Consider the following 24,562-nt stretch of genomic DNA (forward strand, 5'->3'; position numbering starts at 1 on the left):
GCGAGGACACTTCATGGCTTATCACTTCGATTTTTCGTCCATCAACGCCGACAACATGCGCGTGCTCGGCGAGGGCATGCTGCTCTCGCTGGAGATCACGGGCACGGCCATCCTGGTCGGCATCGTCTGGGGCACGCTGCTGGCGATGATGCGCCTGTCGGGCATCCGGGCGCTGCAGCTGTTCGGGCAGGCGTATGTGAACCTCTTCCGCTCCATCCCGCTGGTGATGGTGCTGTTGTGGTTCTTCCTGATCGTGCCGCAGGTGCTGCAGAAAATCTTCAACCTGTCGCCGGCCACCGACATGCGCATGACGTCCGCGCTGGTCGCCTTCGCGCTGTTCGAGGCGGCGTACTACTCGGAGATCATCCGTGCCGGTATCCAGAGCGTGTCGCGCGGGCAGATGTTCGCGGCGTATGCGATGGGTATGACGTACGGACAGGCGATGCGCCTGGTGATCCTGCCGCAGGCGTTCCGCAACATGATTCCGCTGCTGCTCACCCAGGCGATCGTCCTGTTCCAGGATACGTCGCTGGTGTATGTGAGCGCGCTGTCGGACTTCTTTACGCAGGCGTACAACATTGGTGAGCGCGACGGCCGTATCGTCGAGCTGCTGCTGTTTGCCGGCCTGTGCTATTTCGTGATCTGCTTCGGCGCCTCCGTGCTGGTGAAGCGACTTCAGAAGAAGGTGACCCAATGATCGAGATCAAGAACGTTTCCAAGTGGTACGGCAGCTTCCAGGTGCTGACCGATTGCACCACCAGCGTGAAGAAGAGCGAGGTGGTGGTGGTGTGCGGCCCGTCGGGTTCGGGCAAGTCCACGCTGATCAAGACCGTTAACGCGCTGGAGCCGTTCCAGAAGGGCGAGATTCTCGTTGACGGCACCTCGGTGGGCGCCAAGGGCACCAATCTGCCGAAGCTGCGTTCGCGCGTGGGCATGGTGTTCCAGAACTTCGAGCTGTTCCCACACCTGTCGATTACCGACAACCTGACGATCGCGCAGCAGAAGGTGCTGGGCCGCTCCAAGGACGAGGCGACCGCCAAGGGCCTGAAGTACCTGGAGCGTGTGGGCCTGAAGGCGCACGCTGCCAAGTACCCGGGCCAGCTGTCGGGCGGTCAGCAGCAGCGCGTGGCCATTGCCCGTGCGCTGTCAATGGACCCGATCTGCATGCTGTTCGATGAGCCGACCTCCGCGCTGGATCCGGAAATGGTCAACGAAGTGCTCGACGTGATGGTGGAGCTGGCCAAGGAAGGCATGACCATGATGTGCGTGACCCACGAAATGGGTTTCGCCCGCAAGGTCGCCAACCGCGTGATCTTCATGGATCAGGGTCGCATTGTCGAGGATTGCGAGAAGGAAGAATTCTTCGGCAACATCAACGCTCGCTCGGATCGCGCCAAGCAATTCCTGTCGAAGATCCTGTCGCACTGAGCGCAGGTTCCAGGCGAAAAAAACCGCTCCGGGGTGTAGCTCACCTCGGAGCGGTTTTTTATTGGGCGACAATCGCGTCAGGTGCAGGCCGTGTTGGCTGCGTTGGCGATCTGCACGGCTTCCGGAATCGGCACCTTGGTCGCCATGGTGGCCTGCCCCGATTCGAACATCAGCAATTCGCCGGGCACGAACTGGGTCCAGACCTCGTTGTCGGTGAGCGGCGCGGTGGCGATCACGGCCACGCGGTCGGCGGGCGTGGTGTATTTGGCAAAGTCGATCGTCATGTCGGCGTCGATCAAATGCGCTGTCGAAAACGGCCACTGCCGCACGATGTAATACAGCCGCGTCGAGCAATGCGCGAACTGCGCCTGGCCGTTGCACAGCAGGAAGTTGAACACGCCGTAGCGGGTGATCTCCTTGGTGATGTCTGACAGCGCGTAGAACAGCTCGTTGAGCGGCGGCTGCGACCCCGGAAAGCGCTTGCGCAGCGACTGCATGATGAAGCAGAAGGCGAGTTCGCTATCGGTGTCGCCCACGGGCTGATAGACGCCCGAGAGAAACGGCGAGAAGTTCTTCAGATCGCCGTTGTGGGCAAAGATCCAGTGCCGTCCCCACAGCTCGCGCATGAACGGGTGGCAGTTTTCCAGCCGCACCGTGCCCTGCGTCGCCTTGCGAATGTGCGAGATGACGTTCTTGGATTTGATCGGGTAGCGCTTGACCAGATCGGCCACCGGCGAGGTGCCGGCCGACTGGTTGTCGATGAAGAGGCGGCAGGCCTTGTCTTCGAAGAAGGCGACGCCGAAGCCGTCAGCATGATGGTCGGTCACGCCACCGCGCGCGGCGAACCCGGTGAACGAGAACGTCACATCGGTTGGTTCGGCGCAGTTCATGCCCAGCAGCTGGCACATGGTGGGGAAAAAGTCGGATGCAATAAAATAAGCATTATCCCGCCGGCTGCCGGGGGTGCCAAGCGCCTTGCCGAGGCAGCGCCGCCTGCAGCCGCTGGCCGTTGCGCTCACGCCGCACCGCGCCCGGTTTGGCATCAAATGCAGCCATTCGAACGACGCTCAATTGGACTCACCCAGGAATCCATTCCCATGAATTCGTATCGCATCGCCGTGATCCCCGGAGACGGGATCGGCAAGGAAGTCGTTCCGGAAGGCCTGCGTGTGCTTGATGTGGCGGCGCGCAAATTCGGTTTTGCGTTGCAGACCGATCATTTCGATTTTGCAAGCTGCGACTACTACGCCCGCCACGGCAAGATGCTGCCCGACGACTGGTTCGACACCCTGCGCGGGTACGACGCCATCTTCTTCGGCGCAGTCGGCTGGCCCGATACGGTGCCCGATCACATTTCGCTGTGGGGCTCCCTCCTGCAGTTCCGGCGCGGTTTCGATCAATACGTGAATCTGCGCCCGGTGAGGCTGATGCCCGGCATCCGCAGCCCGCTGGTCGACCGCAACGGCCAGCCGCGCGCGCCTGGCGCGATCGATTTCTACGTGGTGCGCGAGAACACCGAGGGCGAGTACTCCAGCGTCGGCGGCCGCATGTACGGCGGCACCGAGCGCGAGATCGTCATCCAGGAAACGGTCATGAGCCGCACCGGCGTCGACCGCATCCTCAAGTTCGCCTTCGATCTGGCGCAGCGCCGTCCGGCCAAGCATCTGACGTCGGCCACCAAGTCCAACGGCATCTCCATCACCATGCCGTACTGGGACGAGCGCGTGGAAGCGATGGCCAAGCAGTACGCCGACGTCAACGTCGACAAATTCCACATCGATATCCTGACCGCCCATTTCGTGCAGAAGCCTGAGATGTTCGACGTGGTGGTCGCCAGCAACCTATTCGGTGACATCCTGTCGGATCTCGGCCCGGCCTGCACGGGCACGATCGCCATTGCACCGTCGGGCAACATCAACCCGGACCGCACGTATCCGAGCCTGTTCGAGCCGGTGCACGGCTCGGCACCGGACATTGCGGGGCAGGGCATTGCCAACCCCATCGGGCAGATCTGGTGCGCGGCCATGATGCTCGAACACCTGGGCGAGCCGGAGGCGGGCGCCGCGGTGCTTGCTGCCATCGAGCGCGTGCTGGCGGCAGGCCCGGGCCATGCGCCGCTCACGCGCGACATCGGCGGCACGGCCGGCACCGCCGACCTGGGCCGTGCGATTGCAGAGGCACTGGCATGAAGCTCGATCGCAGTGCCGCTCGCGCGCTCCTGCTGGAGAGCTATGCCGCCGCCGTCAGCGCGGCCGACCCGCTGAAGATCGTTGCCGACTTTCTGCCGCCGCATGCCGATGGCACGACGCTGGTGGTCGGCGCCGGCAAGGCGGCTGCCTCGATGGCGCTGGCTGTCGAGCAGGCATACGCTGGCCGCACACAGATCGAAGGGCTGGTTGTCACGCGCTATGCGCACGGCTTGCCGACTGAGCACATCCGCGTGATCGAAGCCGGGCACCCGGTGCCGGACGAGGCCGGCGAGCAGGCCGCACAGGAAATTCTCGATCGCGTTTCCGCCCTCACCGAGAACGACCGCCTGATCGTGCTGGTGTCGGGTGGCGGTTCGAGCCTGCTCTCATTGCCCGCCGAGGGCATCCCGATGGCAGATCTCAAAGCCGTCACGCGCGAGCTGCTGCGCTGCGGTGCGCCGATCACCGACATGAACGTCGTGCGCAAGCACTTGTCGCGCATCCAGGGCGGGCGTCTTGCAGCGGCATCACGCGCACCAGTGACGACGCTAATCGTTTCCGACGTGGCTGGCGATGACCCGAGCGCCATCGCCAGCGGCCCGACCGTGCCCGACGCGAGCACCTACGCTGATGCACTGGCCATTCTCAAACGCTGGGGCGCCCAGATGCCTGATACCGTGCGCACGCATCTCGAACGCGGCGCGCGCGGCGAGATTGCCGAAACGCCCAAGCCTGGCGACGCCTGTTTCGCGCGCGTGGCCAATCATGTGATCGCTACGGCGCAGCAAAGCCTGCAGGCCGGTGCGCGGGTATTTGCCGCGCGCGGCATCCACACGGCCATCCTCGGCGACACCGTCACCGGCGAGGCGCGCGAGGTGGCGCAGGTGTATGGCGCCCTGGTGCGCCAAGTTCGCCAGCACGGCACACCGTTTGTGGCGCCGGTTGCACTTATCTCGGGCGGCGAATGCACGGTGACGATTCCGCCGGGCCTGACAGGTGGCCGCGGCGGGCGCTGCGCGGAGTTTCTGCTCTCGCTCGGCGTCACGCTCGAGGGCGTGGGCGACGTCTATGCCCTCGCCGCCGATACAGACGGCATCGACGGATCGGAGGACAATGCGGGGGCGCTGCTTGACCCCGCGTCCATCGCCCGCGCTGCCGACAAGGGCGTCGCCGCCCGCGCCGCGCTCGACGCACACGACGCCTACGGATTCTTTGCCGCCGCCAATGACCTGATCGTCACCGGCCCGACGCGTACCAACGTCAATGACTACCGCGTCATCCTCATTCTCTGATTCACGTTCTTGCTGACCGCTTCCCACGCATCATGATCGACACTCTGACTATCGTCCGCCCCGATGACTGGCACTTGCACCTGCGCGACGGCGAAACGCTCGCCGACGTGGTGGGCGACACCGCGCGCCAGTTCGGCCGGGCGATCATCATGCCCAACCTCAAGCCGCCGGTCACGACCACCGCACAGGCGCGCGCCTACCGCGAGCGCATCCTCGCCGCGCTGCCCGCAGGCGCGCAGTTCGAGCCGCTGATGACGCTGTACCTGACCGACAACACCGCGCCCGAGGAAATCCGCGAGGCCAAGGCGAGTGGCCTCGTGCATGGCGTGAAGCTTTACCCGGCCGGCGCCACCACCAATAGCGATGCCGGCGTGACGGACCTGCGCCGCTGCGCCAAGACGCTCGAAGCGATGCAGGAAGTCGGCATGCCGCTGCAAGTGCACGGCGAAGTGACCGACCCGACGGTCGACATCTTCGACCGCGAAGCCGTCTTCATCGACAAGGTGATGCTGCCGCTGCGCCGCGACTTCCCCGAGTTGAAGGTCGTGTTCGAGCACATCACCACCAAGCAGGCTGCCGAGTACGTGCGCGACGCGGAAGGCCCGGTTGGTGCGACCATCACCGCGCATCACCTGCTGTACAACCGCAACGCGCTGTTCGTCGGCGGCATTCGCCCGCACTACTACTGCCTGCCGGTGCTCAAGCGCGAAACGCACCGGGAGGCGCTGGTGGCCGCCGCCACCTCCGGCCACCCGCGCTTCTTCCTCGGCACCGACAGCGCGCCGCACGCCAAGGGCGCGAAGGAGCACGCCTGCGGTTGCGCAGGCTGCTACACCGCGCTGCACGCCATGGAGCTGTACGCCGAGGCCTTTGAAGACGCCAACGCGCTCGACAAGCTGGAAGGTTTCGCGAGCCTGAACGGCCCGGATTTCTACGGCCTGCCGCGTAACGCCGGCACGTTGACGCTCACGCGCTCCGAATGGCAGCTGCCCGCCGAAGTGCCGTTCGGTGAGCAGACCGTCGTTCCGCTGCGCGGCGGCGAAAAGCTGCGCTGGAAAGCCGTCTGAGCGATCTGCCTTGGTGTTCGAGGGTTTGCGGGCGATCGACTGGAGCCATCCGGCGTTTGCTCCGCTGGCATCGGTCGGCGCTCCCATCGCCGCGGCGATGGCGCGTGGCGCCGATCTGCGTGATGCACTGAACGCGCATCCTGCCGCATCGGCGATCCGCATATCCGCAGGACACGCCTTGCGCTTCATCCCGCAAGACGCCTTGCCGGCGGATGCGGCCTATGAGGCGCACATCGCCGCGACCGGCGAAGTGCCGACGCGCTACAACCTCCACGACTTCTTCAACGCGCTGATCTGGTTGCATTGGCCGCGTGCCAAGGCGGCGCTCAATGCGCGTCAGGCACGGGCCATCATGCAGGACGGGATCGGCGCGGCACGGGGCGCCGTGCGTGACGCCGCCACGTTGTTCGACGAGAACGCACTCATCTTCCTGTACACCGACGATGTGCCCGAGCGCTGCCTGACCGGCTTCGACTGGCGGGGGTTATTCGTGGAGGGCAGGGCAGCGTGGGGCGCGACGTGTGCTGTTTTGCCATTCGGCCATGCCTTGCTGGAAAAACTGGTCACGCCCTACAAATCGGTGACTGCCCATGCGTGGCCGGTGCGTGTGGCCAAGCTGCCGGCGGATCGAGCATCGCTCGATCCCGCGCTGGCGGACGCGCTGCTCAATACCGAACTGACACCACGCGATTTCCGTCCGTTGCCCGTCATGGGCATCCCAGGCTGGTGCAACGCCAACGAAGACGCCGACTTCTATCTGGACACGACTGTCTTTCGCCCGGGTCGCCGCAGGGCTGTACCTGAATAGTGCTAGACTCGCGCCTCGCGAAGCGGACCAGACAACCGCTGCTTGGCGCCCCTCGTGTGCGCCAAGGGGAGGAAAGTCCGGACTCCATAGAGCAGGGTGATGGCTAACGACCATCCACGGTGACGTGCGGAATAGGGCCACAGAGACGAGTCTTCGCCCCGGCTTCGGCCAGGGCGAAGGGTGAAACGCGGTAACCTCCACCCGGAGCAATCCCAAGTAAGCAGGCGATGAAGCGGCTCGCTGAGTCTGCGGGTAGGGAGCTTGAGCCGGCTGGCAACAGCCGGTCTAGAGGAATGGTTGTCACGCCGCTGGTTTCGGCCATGCGGCGCACAGAATCCGGCTTATCGGTTCGCTTCGCTTCTTCCTTCAGCCGGATTGGTCCTCCAATCAGGCCAACTCAACCAGTTCCAGCGAGTGCGTGATCTCGGCCGTCTTGGCCAGCATGATCGACGCCGAGCAGTACTTCTCGTGCGACAGCTGGACCGCACGTTCCACCGTTTCCCGCTTGAGGTTGCGCCCCGTCACCGTGAAGGTGAAGTGGATGCGTGTGAACACCTTCGGGTCGGTCTCGGCGCGGTCAGCATGCAGCTTGACGCTGCAGCCCTGCACGTCCACGCGGCCGCGCTTGAGGATCAGCACCACGTCATAGGCGGTGCAGCCGCCGGTGCCAAGCAGCACCATTTCCATCGGGCGGGGGGCCAGGTTGCGGCCGCCGCCATCGGGCGCACCGTCCATCGTGACGAGGTGGCCGCTGCCGGTTTCCGCCAAAAAGGCCATGCCGTCCGGGCCGGTCCAGCTGACTGTGCAATCCATGTCCAATCCTTGTGCAGAGGTCGGCCAGCGCCGACGAAAAGCCACATTGTAGCGACCGGCCTCCATGCGCGCAGGCGTCCTAGGGTGAACGCGGCTTGACAGTGACACCGATGTAAAAAGGTGCAACCCAGGGTTTTTGCACCGAAATCGCACCAAAATTGGAGGGATACCTCTAGTGTGTCGCCGTCTTTGTGCCAGGCGTTTAAGTCAAGTCATTGATTTATATGGGTATTTGAGTGTTTCAGGCCTCCTCTTGTGTTTTTCGTATTACGAAATGCGATTTCGTAGTGCAAATTTCCTTGCGCGTGCCCCAGAAGTGGGTATAATTCACCTCATTGGATCGGCTGAGGCGGTGCAACCCACCAAATCAACGATCAGCAGGTGTCTCCTCCACCCTCCTCCTTTGGTGGATTCAAACCCAAGCTAAATGGCTTGGGTTTTTTTTCGCCCGTTGTCCGTGGATCTTGCCTTTTTCCTTGTGTCAAGGCTTCGTTGCGCGGTACAATCGAAATCTTTTCCGGATTGCCCGCGGAAAAACAGGCAGCACAAGACGATCCGTTCGTGAGCAGTTGGGCGCAAGTCTCGGCACGATACGGGTCCACTCGGGCACTGACTCAATATTTGGAAAAATCATGAAGACCTTTTCCGCAAAGCCCCATGAGGTGAAGCGCGATTGGTACGTGATTGACGCGACGGACAAGGTCCTCGGGCGTGTCGCCAGCGAAGTGGCACACCGACTGCGCGGCAAGCACAAGCCTGAATTCACTCCGCACGTCGACACGGGCGATTTCATCATCGTCATCAACGCAGCCAAGCTGCGCGTGACGGGCGCCAAGACGACCGACAAGAAGTACTATCGCCACTCGGGCTACCCGGGCGGTATCTACGAAACGACGTTTGGCAAGATGCAGCAGCGTTTCCCGGGCCGTGCCCTGGAAAAGGCCGTGAAGGGCATGCTGCCGAAGGGTCCGCTGGGCTACGCGATGATCAAGAAGCTGAAGGTCTACGCCGAAGGCTCGCATCCGCACGAAGCACAGCAGCCGAAAGCGCTGGAAATCTAAGGGGCCACATCCATGATCGGTAACTGGAACTATGGCACCGGCCGCCGCAAGAGCGCTGTGGCACGTGTCTTCATCAAGTCCGGCAAGGGCGACATCATCGTCAACGGCAAGGCTATCAACGAGTACTTCGCTCGTGAAACCTCGCTGATGATCGTGCGTCAACCGCTGGAGCTGACCAACCACGCAGCTACGTTCGACATCAAGGTCAACGTAGTTGGCGGCGGTGAAACCGGCCAAGCCGGTGCCGTGCGTCACGGCATCACCCGCGCCCTGATCGACTACGATGCAACGCTGAAGCCCGCCCTGTCGAAGGCCGGTCTGGTGACGCGTGATGCGCGTGAGGTCGAGCGTAAGAAGGTTGGTCTGCGCAAGGCCCGCCGCGCCAAGCAGTTCTCGAAGCGTTAATCCGCTTTCTACTGCTTCAGCAAAGAACCACACCCTCGGGTGTGGTTTTTTGTTTTTGGAGCGCCGTAATCCAATGTGTGATCTTGCGAGCGCCTCGCTTACCGTTTGCAACAGCTCCGACATGTCAGCGGGACTACAATTCACATTTCGTTAGCGTTCGGTCCGTATGATGCAATCCGCTGTTTCGCCTAATCCGCTTCTGATTCGCCACGCGGGTCGGGAGATGCCCGCATGAAGGCGCGTCGCTTGCTGCGTCGCGCTTCCGTACTGGCTCCGAACGTCACTGTACGTTCGCGTCTGCCATGGCCGGTGACGGTTCTGCTGATTGCGGTGGTGCTTGGGCTGGGGGCGGCTGCGGCGCTATGGGCCTTCGAAGAGGGGCGTCGCCTGACTGGTCCGCACGACAGCGACCTGCGGGCGATGAATCGCGAGCTGACCGCCAAGCTGGCTGCTGTGCAGGCAGAGCGCGACAAGCTTGCCGCATCCGCCGGCACTGTAGATGCCCGGCTGGGCATCGCCGAAGGCGCGCAGGCGCAGATGGCCGAGCAGCTCAAGGCGCTGGAAACCGAAAAGGCGCAATTGAAGGAGGATCTGGCCTTCTTCGACAGCCTGCTGCCCGCGCCTACCAACGCCGCAGGCATTTACGTGCGCAGCTTCCGCATCGCCCCCGACGAGGCGCAGCCGACACGCATGCGGTTCCGTGTGTTGCTGATGCAAGGCGGCGGCAAGGCGTTCGCGCCGGTCTCGGAATTCGAGGGGCAACTGGCGCTCAGGCTGAACGTGGTGCAGGGTGGCAAACCTGCTACGATCGATTTCCCAGGGGCGGCGGCTGGCGGATCGGCGGCCACCGCCACCCGTGTCAAGCTCACACACTACCAGCGCCTTGAGGGCTGGGTCGACGTGCCCCCCGGCACCACCGTGCAGTCGGTGATGGTGAAGGTGCTGCAGAACGGCAAGATCAAGGCAAGCCAGAGTTTTTCCATCTGACGGACGTACCCGATCGGATCCGTATATACAGAGCAGAGGAGTCGACGATGCTGTTTGGCAAGAAGAAAGGGCTGGCGATCGAAACGCTGCTGGGGGCCCGCACCAAGCTGGAAGGCGACCTGCGCTTCTCGGGCGGTCTGCGGATCGACGGCGAAATCAAGGGCAACGTCTACGGCGATCCTGAAAAGCCCAGCATGCTGGTGATTACCGAAAGCGCGCGCGTCGAGGGCGAAGTGCACGTCGGGCATCTGATCCTGAACGGCACGGTGGTCGGCCCGGTGCATGTGGCCGATTTGCTCGAATTGCAGCCGAAGGCACGCATTGAGGGCAACGTGCGGTACGCTGCGCTTGAAATGCACCAAGGCGCCGTCGTCATGGGCACGCTGACGCACGCGGCGCCTGGCGATGTGAAGCTGCTGCCCAATCTGAAACTGGCGTCGAATCAGGATTGATCCCATGCGGTGCCGGCCGTTGCGGGCGCACCGCACAATGTCCCCTTGAAACCCGGGGCTTCGGCACGATTTGCTGCTTGCGCTTAAAATACAGGCAAGTTTCAGACGTTCCCCACAGGAGATTTTCATGAACGCAGTCGCGCAGGCAGCCACGCCCGATGTGAACGAGGTTCCGGCTCCGCTGGTCTTTACCGACAGCGCTGCGGACAAGGTCAAGCAACTGATTGAAGAGGAAGGCAACCCGGCGTTGAAGCTGCGCGTGTTCGTGCAGGGCGGCGGGTGCTCGGGCTTCCAATACGGCTTCACCTTTGACGAAGAGACCAACGAAGACGACACGACCATGACCAAGAATGGCGTGTCGCTGTTGATCGACTCGATGAGCTACCAATACCTGGTGGGCGCCGAGATCGACTACAAGGAAGACATCAACGGCGCGCAGTTCGTCATCAAGAACCCGAATGCCTCGACCACGTGCGGTTGCGGCTCGTCGTTCTCGGTCTGACGCGGCATCGCTGCCAAAGAAAAAGCGCACTTCGGTGCGCTTTTTTGTTGCCTGCTGATCCGGCGCTCAAGCCGGATAGATGGCGCCGAGGATGCGGCCGCCAGACGCGCCGGTTGCCGTGTGCAGATTGCCGTGGGCGCGGAGCACACACTGGCGAGCAAGCCATGCAAAGGCCAGCGCCTCCACCTGATGTGCGGGCACGCCGAAATCGTCGGTCGGTGCGACCTGCACGCCGGGCAGTTGCTGTGCGATGCGCGCCATCAACGCGCCGTTGCGCGCGCCACCGCCGCAGACCAACAGCGACGCCGCCTGCGGCGCATGCGCGCGCACGGCATCAGCGATGGTGTCGGCAGTCAGCGCCAGCAGCGTGGCTTGCACGTCTTCGGGGCGGGCTGTATTCAGCGCATCACCGAGCGTCTGTTGCAGCCACGCCGGATTGAACAGGTCGCGGCCGGTGCTCTTGGGCGGCGGCGCGGCGAAGAACGGTTCGGCCTTCAGGCGCGCGAGCAGGGCTGCGTCGACGTGGCCGGTGCGGGCCCAGGCGCCATCGGCGTCATAGCGGCTGCCTTGGTGCGTGTGGACCCAGTAGTCCATCAACGCGTTGCCGGGGCCGCAGTCGAAGCCGAGCACGGCGTCGCGCGCGTCCGAAGCCTGCGGGGGCAACACGGTCAGGTTGGCGATGCCGCCGATGTTGCAGACCACGCGCCACGCGTTGGGCAGGCCGAACAGCGCGCGGTGCAACGCCGGCACGAGCGGTGCGCCCTGGCCGCCGGCGGCAATGTCGCGGCTGCGGAAATCGGCGATGACGTCGATGCCGGCGCGCTCGGCCAGCACCGCGGCGTGCTGCGTCTGGCGCGTGTAGCCGAGACCATCGTGCGCGCCGGGCTGGTGGCGGATCGTCTGCCCATGCGCGCCGATGGCTCGCACGTCGTGCGGGGTCAGCCCCGTGGCGGCGAGCAGCTTGGCCACGCACTCAGCGTAGACGGAGGCCAGCGCGTTGGCGGCTAGCGCTTCGCGATGAATCTCATCATGGCCGGCGTGCTGCAGGTCCAGAAAACGCTGGCGCAGTTCGGCCGGAAAGGGCACGTACGCATCGGCCAGCACGGCCGGATGCTCGCCGGAAAAGTCCGCCAGCACGCCATCGACGCCGTCCAGGCTGGTGCCGGACATCAGGCCGATATAGTGGTCACTGCGGTGGTCACCGCCGCGATCGCTGCGGGCAGGGGTGTCGTTGGGATGCTTCATGCGCGACAGCTTACCAGCGCGAAGGCGGGCCGGATGGGCACATCACGGTAAAATCACGGGATTGCGCAGCCGGCTCGCTGGATTCGATGTCGGCCATCGCGCACGCACTGGTTTCCCCGATTGTTGATCCGTTCGCGCCGTTTTCCACCTGCGGCGCGGTGACCTTTCCTTTTGCCATGACCGCTTCTGACGCTTCCAACGCACCCGCATCCGACAACGCTACGCCGGGCAAACCGAAATATCCGGTGACGCCGGAGGTGCTCCACGCGATGGAAGTCTCGCTGCGCGGCTGCGATGAACTCCTCGTCGCGGCCGACTGGGAGCAGAAGCTGGCCCGCAGCGCCGCCACCGGCGTTCCGCTGCGCATCAAGCTGGGTCTGGACCCGACCGCGCCCGACATCCACATCGGCCACACGGTGGTGCTCAACAAGATGCGCCAGTTGCAGGACCTGGGGCATCAGGTGATCTTCCTGATCGGCGATTTCACCTCGACCATTGGCGATCCGTCCGGCCGCAACTCGACCCGCCCGCCGCTCACGCGCGAGCAGATCGAGGCCAACGCGCAGACCTACTACCGCCAGGCCAGCATGGTGCTGGACCCGAGCAAGACCGAGATCCGCTACAACAGCGAATGGTGCGACCCGCTGGGCGCGCGCGGCATGATCCAGTTGGCCTCGCGCTACACCGTCGCCCGCATGATGGAGCGCGATGATTTCACCAAGCGCTTCAAGGCCGGCGTGCCGATCTCGGTGCACGAATTCCTGTACCCGCTGATGCAGGGCTACGACTCGGTCGCGCTGAAATCCGACCTGGAGCTGGGCGGCACCGACCAGAAGTTCAACCTGCTGGTCGGCCGCGAGCTGCAGAAGGAATACGGCCAGGAGCCGCAGTGCATCTTGACGATGCCGCTGCTGGTCGGCCTGGACGGCGTGGAGAAGATGTCCAAGTCCAAGGGCAACTACGTCGGTATCAGCGAGGCACCGAACGAGATGTTCGGCAAGCTGATGAGCATCTCCGACGACCTGATGTGGACGTACTACACGCTGCTGTCGTTCCGTCCGCAGGCCGAGATCGACATGATGAAGGAAGAGATTGCGCTGGGCCGCAACCCGCGCGATTGCAAGGTGCTGCTGGCGCAGGAGATCGTCGCGCGTTTCCACAGCCAGGCCGATGCCGAGCGCGCGCTGGAAGACTTCAACCACCGTGCGCGCGGCGGCGTGCCGGATGACATTCCGCAGATCGAGCTGTCGGGGGCGCCGCTGGGCATCGCGCAACTGCTCAAGCAGGCGGGCCTGTGCCCGTCTACGTCGGATGCCAACCGCAACATCGAACAAGGTGGCGTGAAGATCGACGGCACCGTCATCAGCGACAAGGCGCTGAAGGTGGAAGCTGGCACGTTCGTCATGCAGGTCGGCAAGCGCCGCTTTGCGCGCGTGGTGCTGTCGTGATCGGATTGATCCAGCGTGTGTCGGAAGCGGCCGTTCGGGTGGATGGCCGCGTGGTCGGCGAGATCGGCCCGGGGCTGCTCGCGCTTGTGTGTGCCGAGCGTGGTGATACGGCTGCCGAGGCTGACCGCCTGCTGGAGAAGCTGCTGAACTACCGCGTGTTCTCCGATGCGCAGGGCAAGATGAACCTGCCGGTGCGCAACATCGACGGCAACGGGCAGGCAGGCGGCTTGCTGATCGTCTCGCAGTTCACGTTGGCGGCGGATACCAAGTCCGGCACGCGCCCGAGCTTTACACCTGCGGCAGCGCCGGAAGATGGCCGCCGACTGTATGAGCACTTCGTGGCGCGCGCTCGGGCTCAGCACCCCATCGTCGCCACCGGCGAGTTCGGCGCCGACATGAAGGTGTCGCTCGTCAACGATGGCCCGGTCACGTTCTGGCTGCAGATCGCGCCGCAGACTGCGCGCGTTGCCACGCCGGAAGTGGCCAAATCCGTCTGATTCGTCTGGGAACCTTTGATGCCACGCGCCGCCGCCATCCCCCTGCCGATGCCGCAGATCACCCACATCGTGCTCATCCGTCATGGCGAGACCGATTGGAACCGCGAACGCCGCCTGCAAGGCCAGCTCGACGTACCGCTGAATCCGCAAGGGCAGGAGCAAGCCGCGCAACTGGGCAAGGCGCTCGCGGGTGAACGCTTCGATGCCGTGTATGCGAGCGACCTGTCGCGTGCGAAGCAGACCGCGCAGGCGCTGGCCGACGAGGTCGGCACCACCGTGCGCGACGACGCCGGCCTGCGCGAGCGCCACTACGGCCAGTTCGAAGGCCTGACCTACGCGGAGGTCGCAGAGCAGCATCCGGCGGAATTCGACGCGTGGCAGAACCGCGTGCCCGAGTTCGCTCCGCCAGGCGGCGAGACGCTCACCGAATTCCACGAGCGCGCAGTGCAAACCGCGCTGCGCCTGATTCGCCGCCACCCCGGCGAACGTATCGCGCTGGTCAGCCACGGCGGCGTGCTGGACTGCCTGTACCGCCACGCCAACGCCATGACGCTTACCGAACCGCGCCGGCATGAGTTGCGCAACGCAAGCATCAACCGGCTCTCATCTGATGGTCATCAACTGACCGTGTTGCATTGGGGGGATGTCGCGCACCTGGATTTGCTGGTGCTCGACGAGGTGGACCGCCGCGTGCCGTAGCTGCCAGTCTCGGTCCCCCAACGTTGGCACTCAAAGAGCCAGTTTCGGGACCCAGAGAACCAGCTTCGAGGCTCGAAGAGCTGGCGGTGGGGTTCACCGAGCCAACGTTGAGACTCAAAGAGCTAGCGTTGGGAATCCAAAGAGTCAGGGTATGGGACTCAAAGAGCGACCTTCGGGACTCAGAGAGCCAGCTTCGGCGCGTGGAGAGCCAGCATTACGACTCGAAGCACCAGGGTAGGAGACTCAGAGAGTCGGCTTCGGGAGTCTGGCAGCCGGGCTCGGCAGCGGCAGCGCTACACCCTCAGCCGGAACGGCGTGAAGTCCGTATCGCGGTCGTAGTAATCCTCGTTCTCGGCACGCTTGAGGAAGGCGACGACGCGATAGGTGATCGGCGTGGCGACGATTTCCCAGCCGGTCTTGAGAATGTATTGCGCGATGGCCACGCGCAGCACCTGTTCGTGCGGCCAGATGCCGTAGAAAGCGATCACGTAGAACAGCGACGAATCCACCGCCTCGCCCACCACCGTGGAGCCGACAATGCGCGTCCACAGCCATTTCCCTTCCGTATAGATCTTCATCTTCGCCAGCGTGTAGCTGTTGGCGAAGCTGCCGCACCAGAACGCGATGAGCGACCCAGCCACGATGCGCGGCGTGTTGCCGAACACGTCGTTCAGGCTCTTCTGGTAGTCGGCCATGAACGGCGCCACCGGCAGCGCCAGCACCACCAGCGACATGAACGACGCGAAGATCAACGCACCAAAGCCGGCCCACACCACGCGGCGGTCGCGCCCGTAGCCGTACACCTCGGTGAGGATGTCGCCGAAGATGTATGAGATCGGGAAGAACAGTACGCCCGCGCCAAACGTGACCGGCCCGATGATGGGCAACGTGATCTGCGCCGCCTTGGCCGCCCCGATCAGGTTGGAGCACAGCAGTACCGTCACGAAGGCTGCCATGACGAAGTCGTAGTACCGGAAATTGCGCTGAGGACTGGGGACGGTCATGGCGGCGGGGCGGTGAGGGTTAGTTGTTGTCGTCCCAGAGGTCGCCCTTGGGAGCGCCTAGGCCAAAGTGCTGGTACGCCGAGGCCGTGGCCACACGCCCGCGCGGCGTGCGTTGCAGGTAGCCCTGCTGGATCAGATAGGGCTCGAGCACGTCTTCAATCGTGTCGCGCTCTTCGCCGATGGCAGCGGCCAGGTTGTCGATACCGACCGGGCCGCCGTTGAACTTGTGCAGGATCGCTTCGAGCAGCTTGCGGTCCATCAGGTCGAAGCCGACTGCGTCCACATCGAGCATCGCCAGCGCGGCATCGGCCACTTTGCGGGTGATGACGCCGTCGGCCTTGACCTCGGCATAGTCGCGCACGCGGCGCAGCAGGCGGTTGGCGATACGGGGCGTGCCGCGCGAGCGCTTGGCGATCTCCAGCGCGCCGTCTTCGGCGATTTTGGCGTTGAGCAGGCCAGCCGAGCGCGTGACGATCTTCGCCAGCTCACTCGGCGTATAGAACTCCAGCCGTGCGACGATGCCGAAGCGGTCGCGCAGCGGGTTGGTCAGCATGCCGGCGCGCGTGGTGGCGCCCACCAGCGTGAACGGCTGCAGATCGAGCTTGACCGAGCGCGCCGCCGGGCCCTCGCCGATCATGATGTCGATCTGGTAGTCCTCCAGCGCCGGGTACAGGATTTCCTCCACCACGGGCGAGAGCCGGTGGATCTCGTCGATGAAGAGGACGTCGTTGGCTTCGAGGTTGGTGAGCAGCGCGGCCAGGTCACCCGGGCGTTCCAGCACGGGGCCAGAGGTCTGGCGCAGGTTGACGCCCATCTCACGCGCGATGATGTGCGCCAGCGTCGTCTTGCCCAGACCCGGCGGGCCAAACAGCAGCACGTGGTCCAGCGCTTCGCTGCGGTTCTTGGCCGCCGTCATGAAGATGTCGAGCTGGCCGCGCACCTTTTCCTGGCCGACGTATTCGTCAAGCAGCTTGGGGCGCAGCGCGCGCTCGAAGGCCTCCTCGTTGGGGGAGGCGGGGGAGGCTGAGATGATGCGTTCAGCCTGCACAGGATTGGCGGCCTTGGCGGCGAGCTTGTCGGTTTCGATCATGGCGAGATGGCGGCGTTGGCGGCCATTTTACCGCCGCCTTGTTGTGGGGCGCGATTTCACAACAAGGGCTGCTGGGCTGGCTTCTGAAGCGCCCATACCATGGCTTGCAAGCGCTGCCCGAGCGAAATTCGACCGCGGGCCGGCTTCCTTAATTCTCGGAATACTGCGCTTTCCGAATACCCATGGAGCTTTCTCAATGATGAACAACCTGACTTCGCTGTTTCAAGCCGCTACCGCACTGGTGACCGCTCTTGTGGCGCTTATTGTGTTGCTGCGACGCTAGTCGTGTCAGCCCTTGGAAAGCGCCTTGAGCGCCAGCTTGATGCCTTCGGAGACGCCCGTGCCGGCCGGCACCTGCTTGATAGCGAGCGCCGCTTCCTTGTCGGAATAGCCGAGCGCCAGCAGGGCGTTGAGCACGTCCACCGCGTCGTCCGAGACGGCCGGGCCACCCGGTACCGCACCCAGGTCCGCGCCGAGCTTGCCCTTGAGTTCGAGCAACAGGCGCTCGGCGGTCTTCTTGCCGATACCGGGGATGCGCGTCAGCCGCCCGGCTTCCTGCAGCGTGACGGCCTGCGCCAGTTCGGCCACGGACATGCCCGACAGCACCGCCAGCGCAATCCGCGCGCCGATGCCGGAGATCTTGATGAGCTGGCGGAACGTCTCGCGCTCGGCGGCGGTGCCGAAGCCGTACAGCAGGTGCGCATCCTCGCGCACGATCTGCTGGATGAGCAGCACGATCGGCGCGCCGGTGGCGGGCAAGTTGTAGAACGTGCTCATCGGCACGTCGATCTCGTAGCCGACGCCGTGGCAATCGACCAGCAGGTGCGGCGGGTTCTTTTCGATCAGCGTCCCGGCGATGCGTCCGATCATGGGTGGGGTTCCTCCTCCAAAACGGGACGCAGTGTAGCCGATGCGGCGCGCACCTCAGTGCTTGAAGGTGAGGGGCGCTGAGGGTGTTGATTGAATCAGCCGACCAACCGCCCGCGTCGCACGCGCAATCCCTTTTGCGCAAGCTGGGGAGCGAGGCCAGCCATGGCGGCCAGCGTCTCGCCACCGTGCGCATGGCAGATCGCCACGCCCAGCGCATCGGACGCATCCGAGCCGGGTTTGCCTTCGAGGTTGAGCAGGCGCACGACCATTTCCTGCACCTGGTCCTTGTTGGCGCGGCCGTAACCGACCACGGCCTGCTTCAGTTGCAGCGCGGTGTATTCGAACACCGGCAGGTTGCCGCTCATCAGACCGCAGATCACCGCGCCGCGCGCCTGGCCCAGCAGCAGCGTCGATTGCGGGTTGACGTTGACGAACACCTTTTCGATGGAGGCGCAGTCGGGCCGGTACGTGCTGACCAGTTCAGAGACGCCGTCGTAGAGCGTTTTCAAGCGGCTGGGCAGGTCGGCGTTGCCGTTGCTCTTGATCGTGCCCGAGGCCACGTACACAAGCTTGTGGCCGTGCCGTTCGAGCACGCCAAAACCTGTTGTGCGAAGGCCGGGGTCGATGCCGAGGATGCGCATGAAATGGAGCGGAGTAGAAAAGAAAAACGGGGCAGGCGACAGTCTACGCCTTGCCCCGTTGATCGGGAGAACCGCCGTGTTGCTTAGTGACGGAAGTGGCGGGTGCCCGTGAAGATCATCGCCACGTTGCGCTCGTCGGCGGCGGCGATCACTTCATCGTCGCGCACCGAGCCGCCCGGCTGGATCACGCACGAGGCGCCGGCATCGACCACCACGTCCAGGCCGTCGCGGAACGGGAAGAACGCGTCCGATGCCACGGCAGAACCAGCGAGCGTCAGGCCTGCGTTCTGCGCCTTGATGCTGGCGATGCGGGCCGAGTCCACACGGCTCATCTGGCCGGCGCCGACGCCCAGCGTCATACCGCCGCCGCAGAACACGATGGCGTTCGACTTGACGAACTTGGCGACGCGCCACGCGAACATCAGGTCGTCCATTTCCTTCGGGGTCGGGTGGCGCTTGGTGACCACGCGCAGCTCGCTCGGCTGCACGTTCTTGGCGTCCGGGCTCTGCACCAGCAGACCGCCGCCGACGCGCTTGAAGTCATACGCGTTCACGCCGTTGCCCAGCGGAATTTCCAGCACGCGGACGTTCTGCTTGGCCGCGAACACGGCACGTGCGCCTTCCGAGAAGCCCGGGGCGATCAGCACTTCCACGAACTGCTTGGCGACGATCTGCGCAGCGGCTTCATCCAGCGGCACGTTGAAGGCGATGATGCCGCCGAAGGCCGAGGTCGAATCGGTCTTGAATGCCTTTTCGTACGCTTCCTGCGCGGTGCCGCCGATGGCCACGCCGCACGGGTTGGCGTGCTTGATGATGACGCACGCGGCACCCTTGGCCGGGTCGAACGACTTCACGCATTCCCACGCGGCATCGGCGTCGGCGATGTTGTTGTACGACAGCTCCTTGCCCTGCAGTTGCTTGTAGTTGGCGAGTGCGCCGTTCACGGCCTTCAGGTCACGGTAGAAGGCGGCGGACTGGTGCGGGTTCTCGCCGTAGCGCATTTCCTGCACCTTGTCGAAGGCCAGGTTCAGCGTTTGCGGATAGGCGCTGCGCGTGCTGTGCGATTTGTCGGCGCCCAGGCTCGTCAGGTAGTTGGTGATGGCCCCGTCGTACTGCGCGGTGTGCGCGAACACCTTCTTGGCCAGCATGAAGTTCGTCTCATAGCCGACGGTGTTGTTGTTGGCCTGCATCTCGGCCAGCACGGTGGCGTAGTCCGCCGGGTCGACGATGACCGTCACGTCGCGGTGGTTCTTGGCCGCCGAGCGCAGCATGGTCGGCCCGCCGATGTCGATGTTCTCGATGGCGTCGGCCAGCGTGCATTCGTCCTTGGCAACGGTCTGCTGGAACGGGTACAGGTTCACCACCAGCAGGTCGATGGTCGGGATGCCGTGTTCGGACAGCTTGGCCATGTGCTCAGGCAGGTCGCGGCGGGCTAGGATGCCGCCGTGCACCTTCGGGTGCAGCGTCTTGACGCGGCCGTCGAGCATTTCCGGAAAGCCGGTGTAGTCCGCCACTTCCGTCACGGGCAGGCCGGATTCGGCGAGCAGCTTGGCGGTGCCGCCGGTGGAGAGGAGCTTGACGCCGCGCTCGTGCAGGGCACGGGCAAAGTCGACGATGCCGGTCTTGTCGGAAACGGAAAGCAGGGCTTGCTGGATCATGGTGGGAACGCCGGTGGGCGGGTGTGGCGCCAGGTTGGTCTTGGACGCCGTCAGAAAGAAAAATCGGTACGAAGGCCGGTCCGCAATCTCAGATGAGGCCGTGCTGCTGCAGCTTCTTGCGCAGCGTGTTGCGGTTGATGCCGAGGTAATCAGCCGCCTGCGACTGGTTGTTGGAAGCCCATTCCATCACGGTTTCCAACAGCGGGCGTTCGATGGCCTGCAGCACCATGTCATAGACGTTGGACGGGTTCTCGCCGTCCAGGTCGCGGTAGTACGCATCCAGGCTGTCCCGGATGCAGCGTTCGATCGGGTTGCGGCTCATGCGGCAAGCAGTTCCTTGTTGTTGTCGTTGTTGCCCGTCGTGGGGTGGTCGCCACCGCTGGCTTGATCTTCGTAGACCAGGCGGTCGGACAGCGCACGCTGCTCGTCGAAGAACGCATTCACGGCGGCCAACTGCTCGGCCGTGTCTTCGATGGTGTTCATGCGGTGGCGGAACAGGTTGGCCCCCGCCAACCCGCGCGTGTACCAGGCGATGTGCTTGCGTGCGGTGCGCACGCCGGTGTACTCGCCGTAGAACGCGTAGTGCTCTTCCAGGTGCGTGTTCATGATGCCGCGGATCTCTTCCACCTCCGGCGCCGGCAGCAGCGTGCCGGTCTGCAGGAAGTGCTCGATTTCGCGGAACAGCCACGGGCGCCCCTGCGCGGCGCGGCCGATCATGATGGCGTCGGCGCCCGTTACGGCCAGCACATGCTTGGCCTTGGCCGGCGTGGTGATATCGCCGTTGGCGACCACCGGAATGCGCACCGATGCCTTGACCGCGGCGATGGTGTCGTATTCCGCATCACCGTGGTACAGATCGGCCCGTGTGCGGCCATGCACGGTCAGCATGCTGATGCCGGCGTCCTGCGCGATGCGCGCCACGGTGAGCGCATTGCGGTGTTCGCGGTCCCAGCCGGTGCGGATCTTGAGCGTGACGGGCACGCGGTCACCCACGGCACCCACCACCGCCTCAACGATGCGCTGGACCAGTGGCTCGTTCTGCAGCAGCGCGGAACCGGCCGCCACGTTGCACACCTTCTTGGCCGGGCAGCCCATGTTGATGTCGATGATCTGCGCGCCACGGTCGACGTTGTAGCGCGCGGCCTCGGCCATCATCATCGGCTCGGCGCCGGCGATCTGCACGGAGATCGGCTCGACCTCGCCTTCGTGATTGGCGCGCCGCATGGTCTTCTCGCTCTTCCAGAGCTGCGCGTTGGACGCGACCATCTCCGACACCGCATAGCCTGCGCCCAGCCGCTTGCAGAGCTGGCGGAACGGGCGATCCGTCACACCCGCCATGGGGGCGACGAACAGGTTGTTGCGAAGGGTATGCGGTCCGATCTGCAAGGCGGCGTGGAAGAAGCGGCTGAAAGAAACGAAAAAACACCCCTTCCGCCCAAATCTGACAACAGAGTGGCGGAGCGACGGGAGTGAAAAATGCGAGGACGGGATTTTACCGCCAAACCGCCGGATTGCCTAAATGTTGTGCACAAACTATGCGGCGGTGCGGTTGGCGGCAGGGTCGTTGCCGCGGCGGGAATGGCCGGAGCCGCCGCAGGCTTGGGCAAGCCCGGCGCACTAGCTCCGTTGCCCGAACATCATCTGCCGTGCCAGCCCGTGCTTGAGCGGCGGCAGGCATTCCAGCAGCGTGAGCGCCGCACCGCGCAGGTGGCCGAACGGTCGGCCCGGCACGGCAAACGCACGCGGCAGCAGATCGGTCAGCCCGATGGTGACGGCGCGGTCGAACGCGCGTTCGCGAGCGAAGCGTGAGAGCGTGACCGGCGTTGCACCGTCACGCAGCGCGCGCGCCATCTCGAAGGCATCGCGCAGCCCGAGGTTGAAGCCCTGACCCGCCACGGGGTGGATTGTCTGCGCGGCATTGCCGATGGCGGCGACACGCCGATCCACCGGAATGCGCTGCGCATGCAGCCCAAGCGCGAACGTGTGGCGCGGGCCGGTGTGCGTGAAGCGGCCCATCCGGTCGCCGAACGCGGCGCTCAACTCTGCGAGGAAGGTGTCGTCGGGCAGCGCGGCGCGGCGGCGGGCCTCGTCGGGCGAGCAGCACCAGACCAAGGCGTAGCCCGGACCGTGCGCATCGTCCTGCGGCAGCAGCGCGAGCGGGCCTTCGGGCGTAAAGCGCTCCCAAGCCCAGCCTTCCAGCGGCGCGCTGCAGCGCACATGCGCAACGATGGCGGTCTGGCCGTAATCGCGGCGGCGCGCGTGGGCGAGGCTGCCCGCCTGCTTGCGCGCATCGTCGAACAAGCCGCCTTCGGCCTGGATGACGACTTCGGTTTCGATGGCCAGCGGATGGCGTCCCTCATGCCGCTCGCCTTGGAGTGCCCGCACGCGGGCCGGGGCGACAGTGCCGTCGGCACGCGGCAACTGTTCGACACGCTCGACCGGCGTGTGGTCGTAGCGTGTGAGGCGGTTCGGGTGACGCTGCATCTGCGTGGCCAACGCGGCGTTGAGCGCGGCGCTCAGATCGCCGTATTGCACGACGTGGCCGAGTGCGGGGACGTTGTAGTCCTCACGGCGGATATGCGCTTGCCCGAAGTGGCCGCGCTGCGACACGTGGATATGCGTGATGGGCGTGGCGCGCGCGGGCCAGCCGCCAATCTCCTGCAGCAGCACGCGCGAGCCATGCGAGAGTGCCAGGGCACGCGGGTCGCGCGCGGCGGCTTCGGCATCGCGCGCATCGAACAGGGCGATGCGCCAGTCGGTGTCGCGCAGCAGCCAGTTGGCCAGCGCCAGCCCCACCGGACCCGCGCCGACGATGGCGACGTCGAAGTCCACCGTGGTGGTGCCCGACGTTGTGCTGTCGGTCATGCCTGGCTCCGCATCACGAGTTCGATCTCGTCGGGGGCGACGGGCACGTCGCGCGTGATGAGCTCGCAGCCTTCCGGTGTGACGATGGCGTCGTCTTCAATGCGGATGCCGATGTGCCAGTACTGCTCAGGCACGCCCGGCGCGGGGCGCACGTAGATGCCGGGCTCGACGGTCAGCACCATGCCGGCCTCCAGCGGGCGCCACGGGCGTTCGCCTTCCGTCGGGGCAGCGCCCGGGGTGCGGTATTCGCCCACGTCATGCACGTCCATGCCGAGCCAGTGGCCGGTGCGGTGCATGTAGAACTGGCGGTACTGGCCGCCGGCGATCACGTCGTCGAGCGTGCCGACTTTGTTGGCGTCGAGCAGGCCGGTGTCGAGCATCCCTTGCGCCAGCACGCGCGTGGCAGCGTCGTGCGGCACGTTGTAGGGCACGCCGGGGCGAGTTTCAGCGATGGCCGCTTCCTGCGCCGCGACCACGAGTTCATACAGCTCGCGTTGCGGCCCGGTGAAGCGGCCATTGACGGGGAAGGTGCGCGTGATGTCCGACGCGTAGCCGTCGAGCTCGCAGCCGGCGTCGATCAGGCAGAGGTCGCCGTCGCGCAGTTCGGCGTTGCCGGCGCGGTAATGCAGCACGCATGCGTTCGGGCCGGTGGCGACGATGGAGTTGTAGGCGACGCTCTGTGCGCCGTGGCGGCGGAATTCGTACAGCAACTCGGCTTCGAGGTGGTACTCACGCAGCCCGGCGCGCGAGGCCTGCATGGCACGCACGTGCGCCCCGGCGGAGATGCGCGCGGCGCGCCGCATGATGTCGAGTTCGCCCGCATCCTTGAACAGGCGCAGCTCGTCGAGGATGGCGCGCACGTCCAGCGCCTGGTGCGGCGACGACACCCCGGCACGACCCTGCATGCGCACGGCGTCGAGCCAGCGGCGCATGCGGCGGTCGAACGTGCCGCTCTCGGCCAGCGGATACGCCACGGCGGCAGCGTTGGCGAGCAGGCCCGACAGCGTCGCGTCGATGTCTTCCACCGAATGCGCTTCGTCCAGGCCGAAGGCGTCCTTCGCAGCTTCGGGGCCGAAGCGGAAGCCGTCCCAGATTTCGCGTTCTTCGTGCTTGGGGCGGCAGAACAACACGCTGCGTGCCGGTGCGTTGCCCGCAGGCACCACGATGGCGAGCACCGCTTCGGGCTCGGTGAAGCCGGTCAGGTAATAGAAGTAGCTGTCGTGGCGATAGGGGTAGTCGCTGTCGCGGTTGCGCATCGCTTCGGGCGCGGTCGGCACGATGGCGACACCACCGCCTGCCGCGCGCAGCCATTGCGCGACACGCTCGCGGCGTTGGCGATAGGTCTGGAGGAAAGCGAGTTCGGTGGCGGACATGGCGTGTTTTCCAGCGGCAGAAAGGATCGTTGAATTGTAACGCCGGGCCCTGAGTGGCATCGGCGCCGATCTCAATTGCAAAGAAAATTGTGACGTGCGAGGTCCTCCTCTAAAGTCTTGGGCGGAGGCGGTCGATGAACCGCGATGGTGTCTGGCCGCATTGCATCG

Annotated in this window: 27 protein-coding genes and 1 other RNA gene; 15 read left to right on the forward strand and 13 right to left on the reverse strand. The window is 64.9% G+C overall.

Annotation, left to right across the window (positions count from 1 at the left end; all coding sequences use genetic code 11):
* The first annotated feature begins 13 nt into the window (after positions 1-13).
* Positions 14-697, forward strand: coding sequence for a glutamate/aspartate ABC transporter permease GltK (gltK, locus tag NG900_RS03415; protein ID WP_252676700.1), 684 nt, complete (start codon positions 14-16; stop codon positions 695-697).
* The gene (locus tag NG900_RS03420) at positions 694-1,428 is read left to right on the forward strand and encodes an amino acid ABC transporter ATP-binding protein (RefSeq protein WP_252676702.1); all 735 of its coding nucleotides are present in this window, start codon (positions 694-696) and stop codon (positions 1,426-1,428) included. Before gltK ends, NG900_RS03420 begins: the two co-directional genes overlap by 4 nt.
* A gap of 77 nt (positions 1,429-1,505) precedes the next feature.
* Here NG900_RS03420 and NG900_RS03425 read toward each other — a convergent pair whose 3' ends face one another.
* Entirely contained in the window at positions 1,506-2,336 is an 831-nt protein-coding gene (locus tag NG900_RS03425) for a class II glutamine amidotransferase (protein WP_252676704.1), read from the reverse strand.
* 189 nt (positions 2,337-2,525) lie between these two features.
* Here NG900_RS03425 and NG900_RS03430 point away from each other — a divergent pair, with 189 nt between their 5' ends.
* The 5 genes from NG900_RS03430 (at position 2,526) to rnpB (ending at position 7,144) form a co-directional block, all read left to right on the forward strand.
* A complete protein-coding gene (locus NG900_RS03430) occupies positions 2,526-3,617 on the forward strand; it encodes a tartrate dehydrogenase (RefSeq protein WP_252676706.1) in 1,092 nt (363 codons plus the stop codon).
* On the forward strand, positions 3,614-4,909 hold the full coding sequence (locus NG900_RS03435) for a glycerate kinase type-2 family protein (RefSeq protein ID WP_252676707.1): 1,296 nt from the start codon (positions 3,614-3,616) through the stop codon (positions 4,907-4,909). Before NG900_RS03430 ends, NG900_RS03435 begins: the two co-directional genes overlap by 4 nt.
* A 32-nt stretch (positions 4,910-4,941) precedes the next feature.
* Positions 4,942-5,976, forward strand: a complete 1,035-nt coding sequence (gene pyrC / locus NG900_RS03440; protein WP_252676709.1) for a dihydroorotase — start codon at positions 4,942-4,944, stop codon at positions 5,974-5,976.
* Positions 5,977-5,986: 10 nt separating this feature from the next.
* Positions 5,987-6,784, forward strand: a complete 798-nt coding sequence (locus tag NG900_RS03445) for a DUF3025 domain-containing protein (RefSeq protein ID WP_289813620.1) — start codon at positions 5,987-5,989, stop codon at positions 6,782-6,784.
* Positions 6,785-6,803: 19 nt separating this feature from the next.
* Positions 6,804-7,144: RNase P RNA component class A (gene rnpB, locus NG900_RS03450), an RNA gene on the forward strand.
* A 27-nt stretch (positions 7,145-7,171) separates the two neighbouring features.
* Here the strand turns inward: rnpB and NG900_RS03455 are convergent.
* Positions 7,172-7,597, reverse strand: coding sequence for an OsmC family protein (locus tag NG900_RS03455; protein WP_039599121.1), 426 nt, complete (start codon positions 7,595-7,597; stop codon positions 7,172-7,174).
* A 632-nt stretch (positions 7,598-8,229) separates the two neighbouring features.
* Between NG900_RS03455 and rplM the strand changes: the two genes are divergently transcribed.
* The 5 genes from rplM (at position 8,230) to erpA (ending at position 11,004) form a co-directional block, all read left to right on the forward strand.
* On the forward strand, positions 8,230-8,658 hold the full coding sequence (gene rplM / locus NG900_RS03460; RefSeq protein WP_009239122.1) for a 50S ribosomal protein L13: 429 nt from the start codon (positions 8,230-8,232) through the stop codon (positions 8,656-8,658).
* A 12-nt stretch (positions 8,659-8,670) separates the two neighbouring features.
* The gene (gene rpsI, locus NG900_RS03465) at positions 8,671-9,063 is read left to right on the forward strand and encodes a 30S ribosomal protein S9 (RefSeq protein ID WP_004633190.1); all 393 of its coding nucleotides are present in this window, start codon (positions 8,671-8,673) and stop codon (positions 9,061-9,063) included.
* 231 nt (positions 9,064-9,294) lie between these two features.
* Entirely contained in the window at positions 9,295-10,050 is a 756-nt protein-coding gene (locus NG900_RS03470; RefSeq protein ID WP_252676711.1) for a DUF6776 family protein, read from the forward strand.
* A 47-nt stretch (positions 10,051-10,097) separates the two neighbouring features.
* Entirely contained in the window at positions 10,098-10,502 is a 405-nt protein-coding gene (locus NG900_RS03475) for a bactofilin family protein (protein ID WP_252676713.1), read from the forward strand.
* A 127-nt stretch (positions 10,503-10,629) separates the two neighbouring features.
* A complete protein-coding gene (gene erpA, locus NG900_RS03480) occupies positions 10,630-11,004 on the forward strand; it encodes an iron-sulfur cluster insertion protein ErpA (protein ID WP_252676715.1) in 375 nt (124 codons plus the stop codon).
* 66 nt (positions 11,005-11,070) lie between these two features.
* Here erpA and NG900_RS03485 read toward each other — a convergent pair whose 3' ends face one another.
* The gene (locus NG900_RS03485) at positions 11,071-12,249 is read right to left on the reverse strand and encodes an anhydro-N-acetylmuramic acid kinase (RefSeq protein WP_252676717.1); all 1,179 of its coding nucleotides are present in this window, start codon (positions 12,247-12,249) and stop codon (positions 11,071-11,073) included.
* A gap of 10 nt (positions 12,250-12,259) precedes the next feature.
* Positions 12,260-12,427, reverse strand: a complete 168-nt coding sequence (locus tag NG900_RS03490) for a hypothetical protein (RefSeq protein WP_252676719.1) — start codon at positions 12,425-12,427, stop codon at positions 12,260-12,262.
* On the opposite strand from NG900_RS03490, the gene tyrS reads away from it, so the two are divergent.
* The 3 genes from tyrS to cobC are packed head-to-tail and all read left to right on the forward strand — an operon-like array spanning position 12,426 to position 14,893.
* Positions 12,426-13,697, forward strand: a complete 1,272-nt coding sequence (gene tyrS / locus NG900_RS03495) for a tyrosine--tRNA ligase (protein WP_252676721.1) — start codon at positions 12,426-12,428, stop codon at positions 13,695-13,697. The genes NG900_RS03490 and tyrS overlap by 2 nt on opposite strands.
* Positions 13,694-14,194, forward strand: coding sequence for a D-aminoacyl-tRNA deacylase (gene dtd / locus NG900_RS03500; protein WP_252676723.1), 501 nt, complete (start codon positions 13,694-13,696; stop codon positions 14,192-14,194). The genes tyrS and dtd overlap by 4 nt, the downstream gene beginning before the upstream one ends.
* Positions 14,195-14,212: 18 nt before the next feature.
* A complete protein-coding gene (gene cobC / locus NG900_RS03505; RefSeq protein WP_252676725.1) occupies positions 14,213-14,893 on the forward strand; it encodes an alpha-ribazole phosphatase in 681 nt (226 codons plus the stop codon).
* A gap of 293 nt (positions 14,894-15,186) precedes the next feature.
* On the opposite strand, the gene NG900_RS03510 is transcribed toward cobC, so the two are convergent.
* From NG900_RS03510 to NG900_RS03550, 9 genes are all read right to left on the reverse strand, one after another.
* The gene (locus tag NG900_RS03510; RefSeq protein ID WP_252676727.1) at positions 15,187-15,897 is read right to left on the reverse strand and encodes a queuosine precursor transporter; all 711 of its coding nucleotides are present in this window, start codon (positions 15,895-15,897) and stop codon (positions 15,187-15,189) included.
* 19 nt (positions 15,898-15,916) lie between these two features.
* A complete protein-coding gene (ruvB, locus tag NG900_RS03515) occupies positions 15,917-16,987 on the reverse strand; it encodes a Holliday junction branch migration DNA helicase RuvB (protein ID WP_252676729.1) in 1,071 nt (356 codons plus the stop codon).
* 288 nt (positions 16,988-17,275) lie between these two features.
* Positions 17,276-17,857, reverse strand: coding sequence for a Holliday junction branch migration protein RuvA (gene ruvA / locus NG900_RS03520; RefSeq protein WP_104655438.1), 582 nt, complete (start codon positions 17,855-17,857; stop codon positions 17,276-17,278).
* Positions 17,858-17,952: 95 nt separating this feature from the next.
* The gene (gene ruvC, locus NG900_RS03525; RefSeq protein ID WP_199029271.1) at positions 17,953-18,498 is read right to left on the reverse strand and encodes a crossover junction endodeoxyribonuclease RuvC; all 546 of its coding nucleotides are present in this window, start codon (positions 18,496-18,498) and stop codon (positions 17,953-17,955) included.
* Positions 18,499-18,581: 83 nt separating this feature from the next.
* Entirely contained in the window at positions 18,582-20,156 is a 1,575-nt protein-coding gene (gene purH / locus NG900_RS03530) for a bifunctional phosphoribosylaminoimidazolecarboxamide formyltransferase/IMP cyclohydrolase (protein WP_252676731.1), read from the reverse strand.
* 88 nt (positions 20,157-20,244) lie between these two features.
* Positions 20,245-20,478, reverse strand: a complete 234-nt coding sequence (locus NG900_RS03535; RefSeq protein ID WP_004635563.1) for a Fis family transcriptional regulator — start codon at positions 20,476-20,478, stop codon at positions 20,245-20,247.
* Positions 20,475-21,542 carry a tRNA dihydrouridine synthase DusB gene (dusB, locus tag NG900_RS03540; protein ID WP_252676733.1) on the reverse strand — a complete coding sequence of 356 codons (1,068 nt, stop codon included), beginning with the start codon at positions 21,540-21,542 and terminating at the stop codon, positions 20,475-20,477. Before dusB ends, NG900_RS03535 begins: the two co-directional genes overlap by 4 nt.
* A gap of 231 nt (positions 21,543-21,773) precedes the next feature.
* Complete coding sequence (locus NG900_RS03545; protein ID WP_252676736.1) at positions 21,774-23,021, reverse strand: UbiH/UbiF/VisC/COQ6 family ubiquinone biosynthesis hydroxylase; 1,248 nt, start codon at positions 23,019-23,021, stop codon at positions 21,774-21,776.
* Entirely contained in the window at positions 23,018-24,394 is a 1,377-nt protein-coding gene (locus tag NG900_RS03550) for an aminopeptidase P N-terminal domain-containing protein (protein WP_252676738.1), read from the reverse strand. Before NG900_RS03550 ends, NG900_RS03545 begins: the two co-directional genes overlap by 4 nt.
* Between the last annotated feature and the right edge of the window lie 168 nt (positions 24,395-24,562).

This window comes from Ralstonia soli (assembly GCF_023955655.1).
Lineage (GTDB): Bacteria > Pseudomonadota > Gammaproteobacteria > Burkholderiales > Burkholderiaceae > Ralstonia > Ralstonia soli.

Bases quoted from the DNA above. Each gene is read 5' to 3' on its own strand.
- NG900_RS03475 (WP_252676713.1), top strand. From the start codon at position 10,098: ATGCTGTTTGGCAAGAAGAAAGGGCTGGCGATCGAAACGCTGCTGGGG.
- NG900_RS03490 (WP_252676719.1), bottom strand. From the start codon at position 12,427: ATGGCAAAAGGAAAGGTCACCGCGCCGCAGGTGGAAAACGGCGCGAAC.
- NG900_RS03510 (WP_252676727.1), bottom strand. From the start codon at position 15,897: ATGACCGTCCCCAGTCCTCAGCGCAATTTCCGGTACTACGACTTCGTC.
- NG900_RS03420 (WP_252676702.1), top strand. From the start codon at position 694: ATGATCGAGATCAAGAACGTTTCCAAGTGGTACGGCAGCTTCCAGGTG.
- erpA (WP_252676715.1), top strand. From the start codon at position 10,630: ATGAACGCAGTCGCGCAGGCAGCCACGCCCGATGTGAACGAGGTTCCG.
- NG900_RS03545 (WP_252676736.1), bottom strand. From the start codon at position 23,021: ATGACCGACAGCACAACGTCGGGCACCACCACGGTGGACTTCGACGTC.
- purH (WP_252676731.1), bottom strand. From the start codon at position 20,156: ATGATCCAGCAAGCCCTGCTTTCCGTTTCCGACAAGACCGGCATCGTC.
- ruvB (WP_252676729.1), bottom strand. From the start codon at position 16,987: ATGATCGAAACCGACAAGCTCGCCGCCAAGGCCGCCAATCCTGTGCAG.
- NG900_RS03485 (WP_252676717.1), bottom strand. From the start codon at position 12,249: ATGAAGCATCCCAACGACACCCCTGCCCGCAGCGATCGCGGCGGTGAC.
- NG900_RS03470 (WP_252676711.1), top strand. From the start codon at position 9,295: ATGAAGGCGCGTCGCTTGCTGCGTCGCGCTTCCGTACTGGCTCCGAAC.
- NG900_RS03430 (WP_252676706.1), top strand. From the start codon at position 2,526: ATGAATTCGTATCGCATCGCCGTGATCCCCGGAGACGGGATCGGCAAG.
- ruvC (WP_199029271.1), bottom strand. From the start codon at position 18,498: ATGCGCATCCTCGGCATCGACCCCGGCCTTCGCACAACAGGTTTTGGC.
- cobC (WP_252676725.1), top strand. From the start codon at position 14,213: ATGCCACGCGCCGCCGCCATCCCCCTGCCGATGCCGCAGATCACCCAC.
- ruvA (WP_104655438.1), bottom strand. From the start codon at position 17,857: ATGATCGGACGCATCGCCGGGACGCTGATCGAAAAGAACCCGCCGCAC.
- NG900_RS03535 (WP_004635563.1), bottom strand. From the start codon at position 20,478: ATGAGCCGCAACCCGATCGAACGCTGCATCCGGGACAGCCTGGATGCG.
- NG900_RS03455 (WP_039599121.1), bottom strand. From the start codon at position 7,597: ATGGATTGCACAGTCAGCTGGACCGGCCCGGACGGCATGGCCTTTTTG.
- gltK (WP_252676700.1), top strand. From the start codon at position 14: ATGGCTTATCACTTCGATTTTTCGTCCATCAACGCCGACAACATGCGC.
- NG900_RS03425 (WP_252676704.1), bottom strand. From the start codon at position 2,336: ATGTGCCAGCTGCTGGGCATGAACTGCGCCGAACCAACCGATGTGACG.
- NG900_RS03550 (WP_252676738.1), bottom strand. From the start codon at position 24,394: ATGTCCGCCACCGAACTCGCTTTCCTCCAGACCTATCGCCAACGCCGC.
- tyrS (WP_252676721.1), top strand. From the start codon at position 12,426: ATGACCGCTTCTGACGCTTCCAACGCACCCGCATCCGACAACGCTACG.
- rpsI (WP_004633190.1), top strand. From the start codon at position 8,671: ATGATCGGTAACTGGAACTATGGCACCGGCCGCCGCAAGAGCGCTGTG.
- NG900_RS03435 (WP_252676707.1), top strand. From the start codon at position 3,614: ATGAAGCTCGATCGCAGTGCCGCTCGCGCGCTCCTGCTGGAGAGCTAT.
- rplM (WP_009239122.1), top strand. From the start codon at position 8,230: ATGAAGACCTTTTCCGCAAAGCCCCATGAGGTGAAGCGCGATTGGTAC.
- pyrC (WP_252676709.1), top strand. From the start codon at position 4,942: ATGATCGACACTCTGACTATCGTCCGCCCCGATGACTGGCACTTGCAC.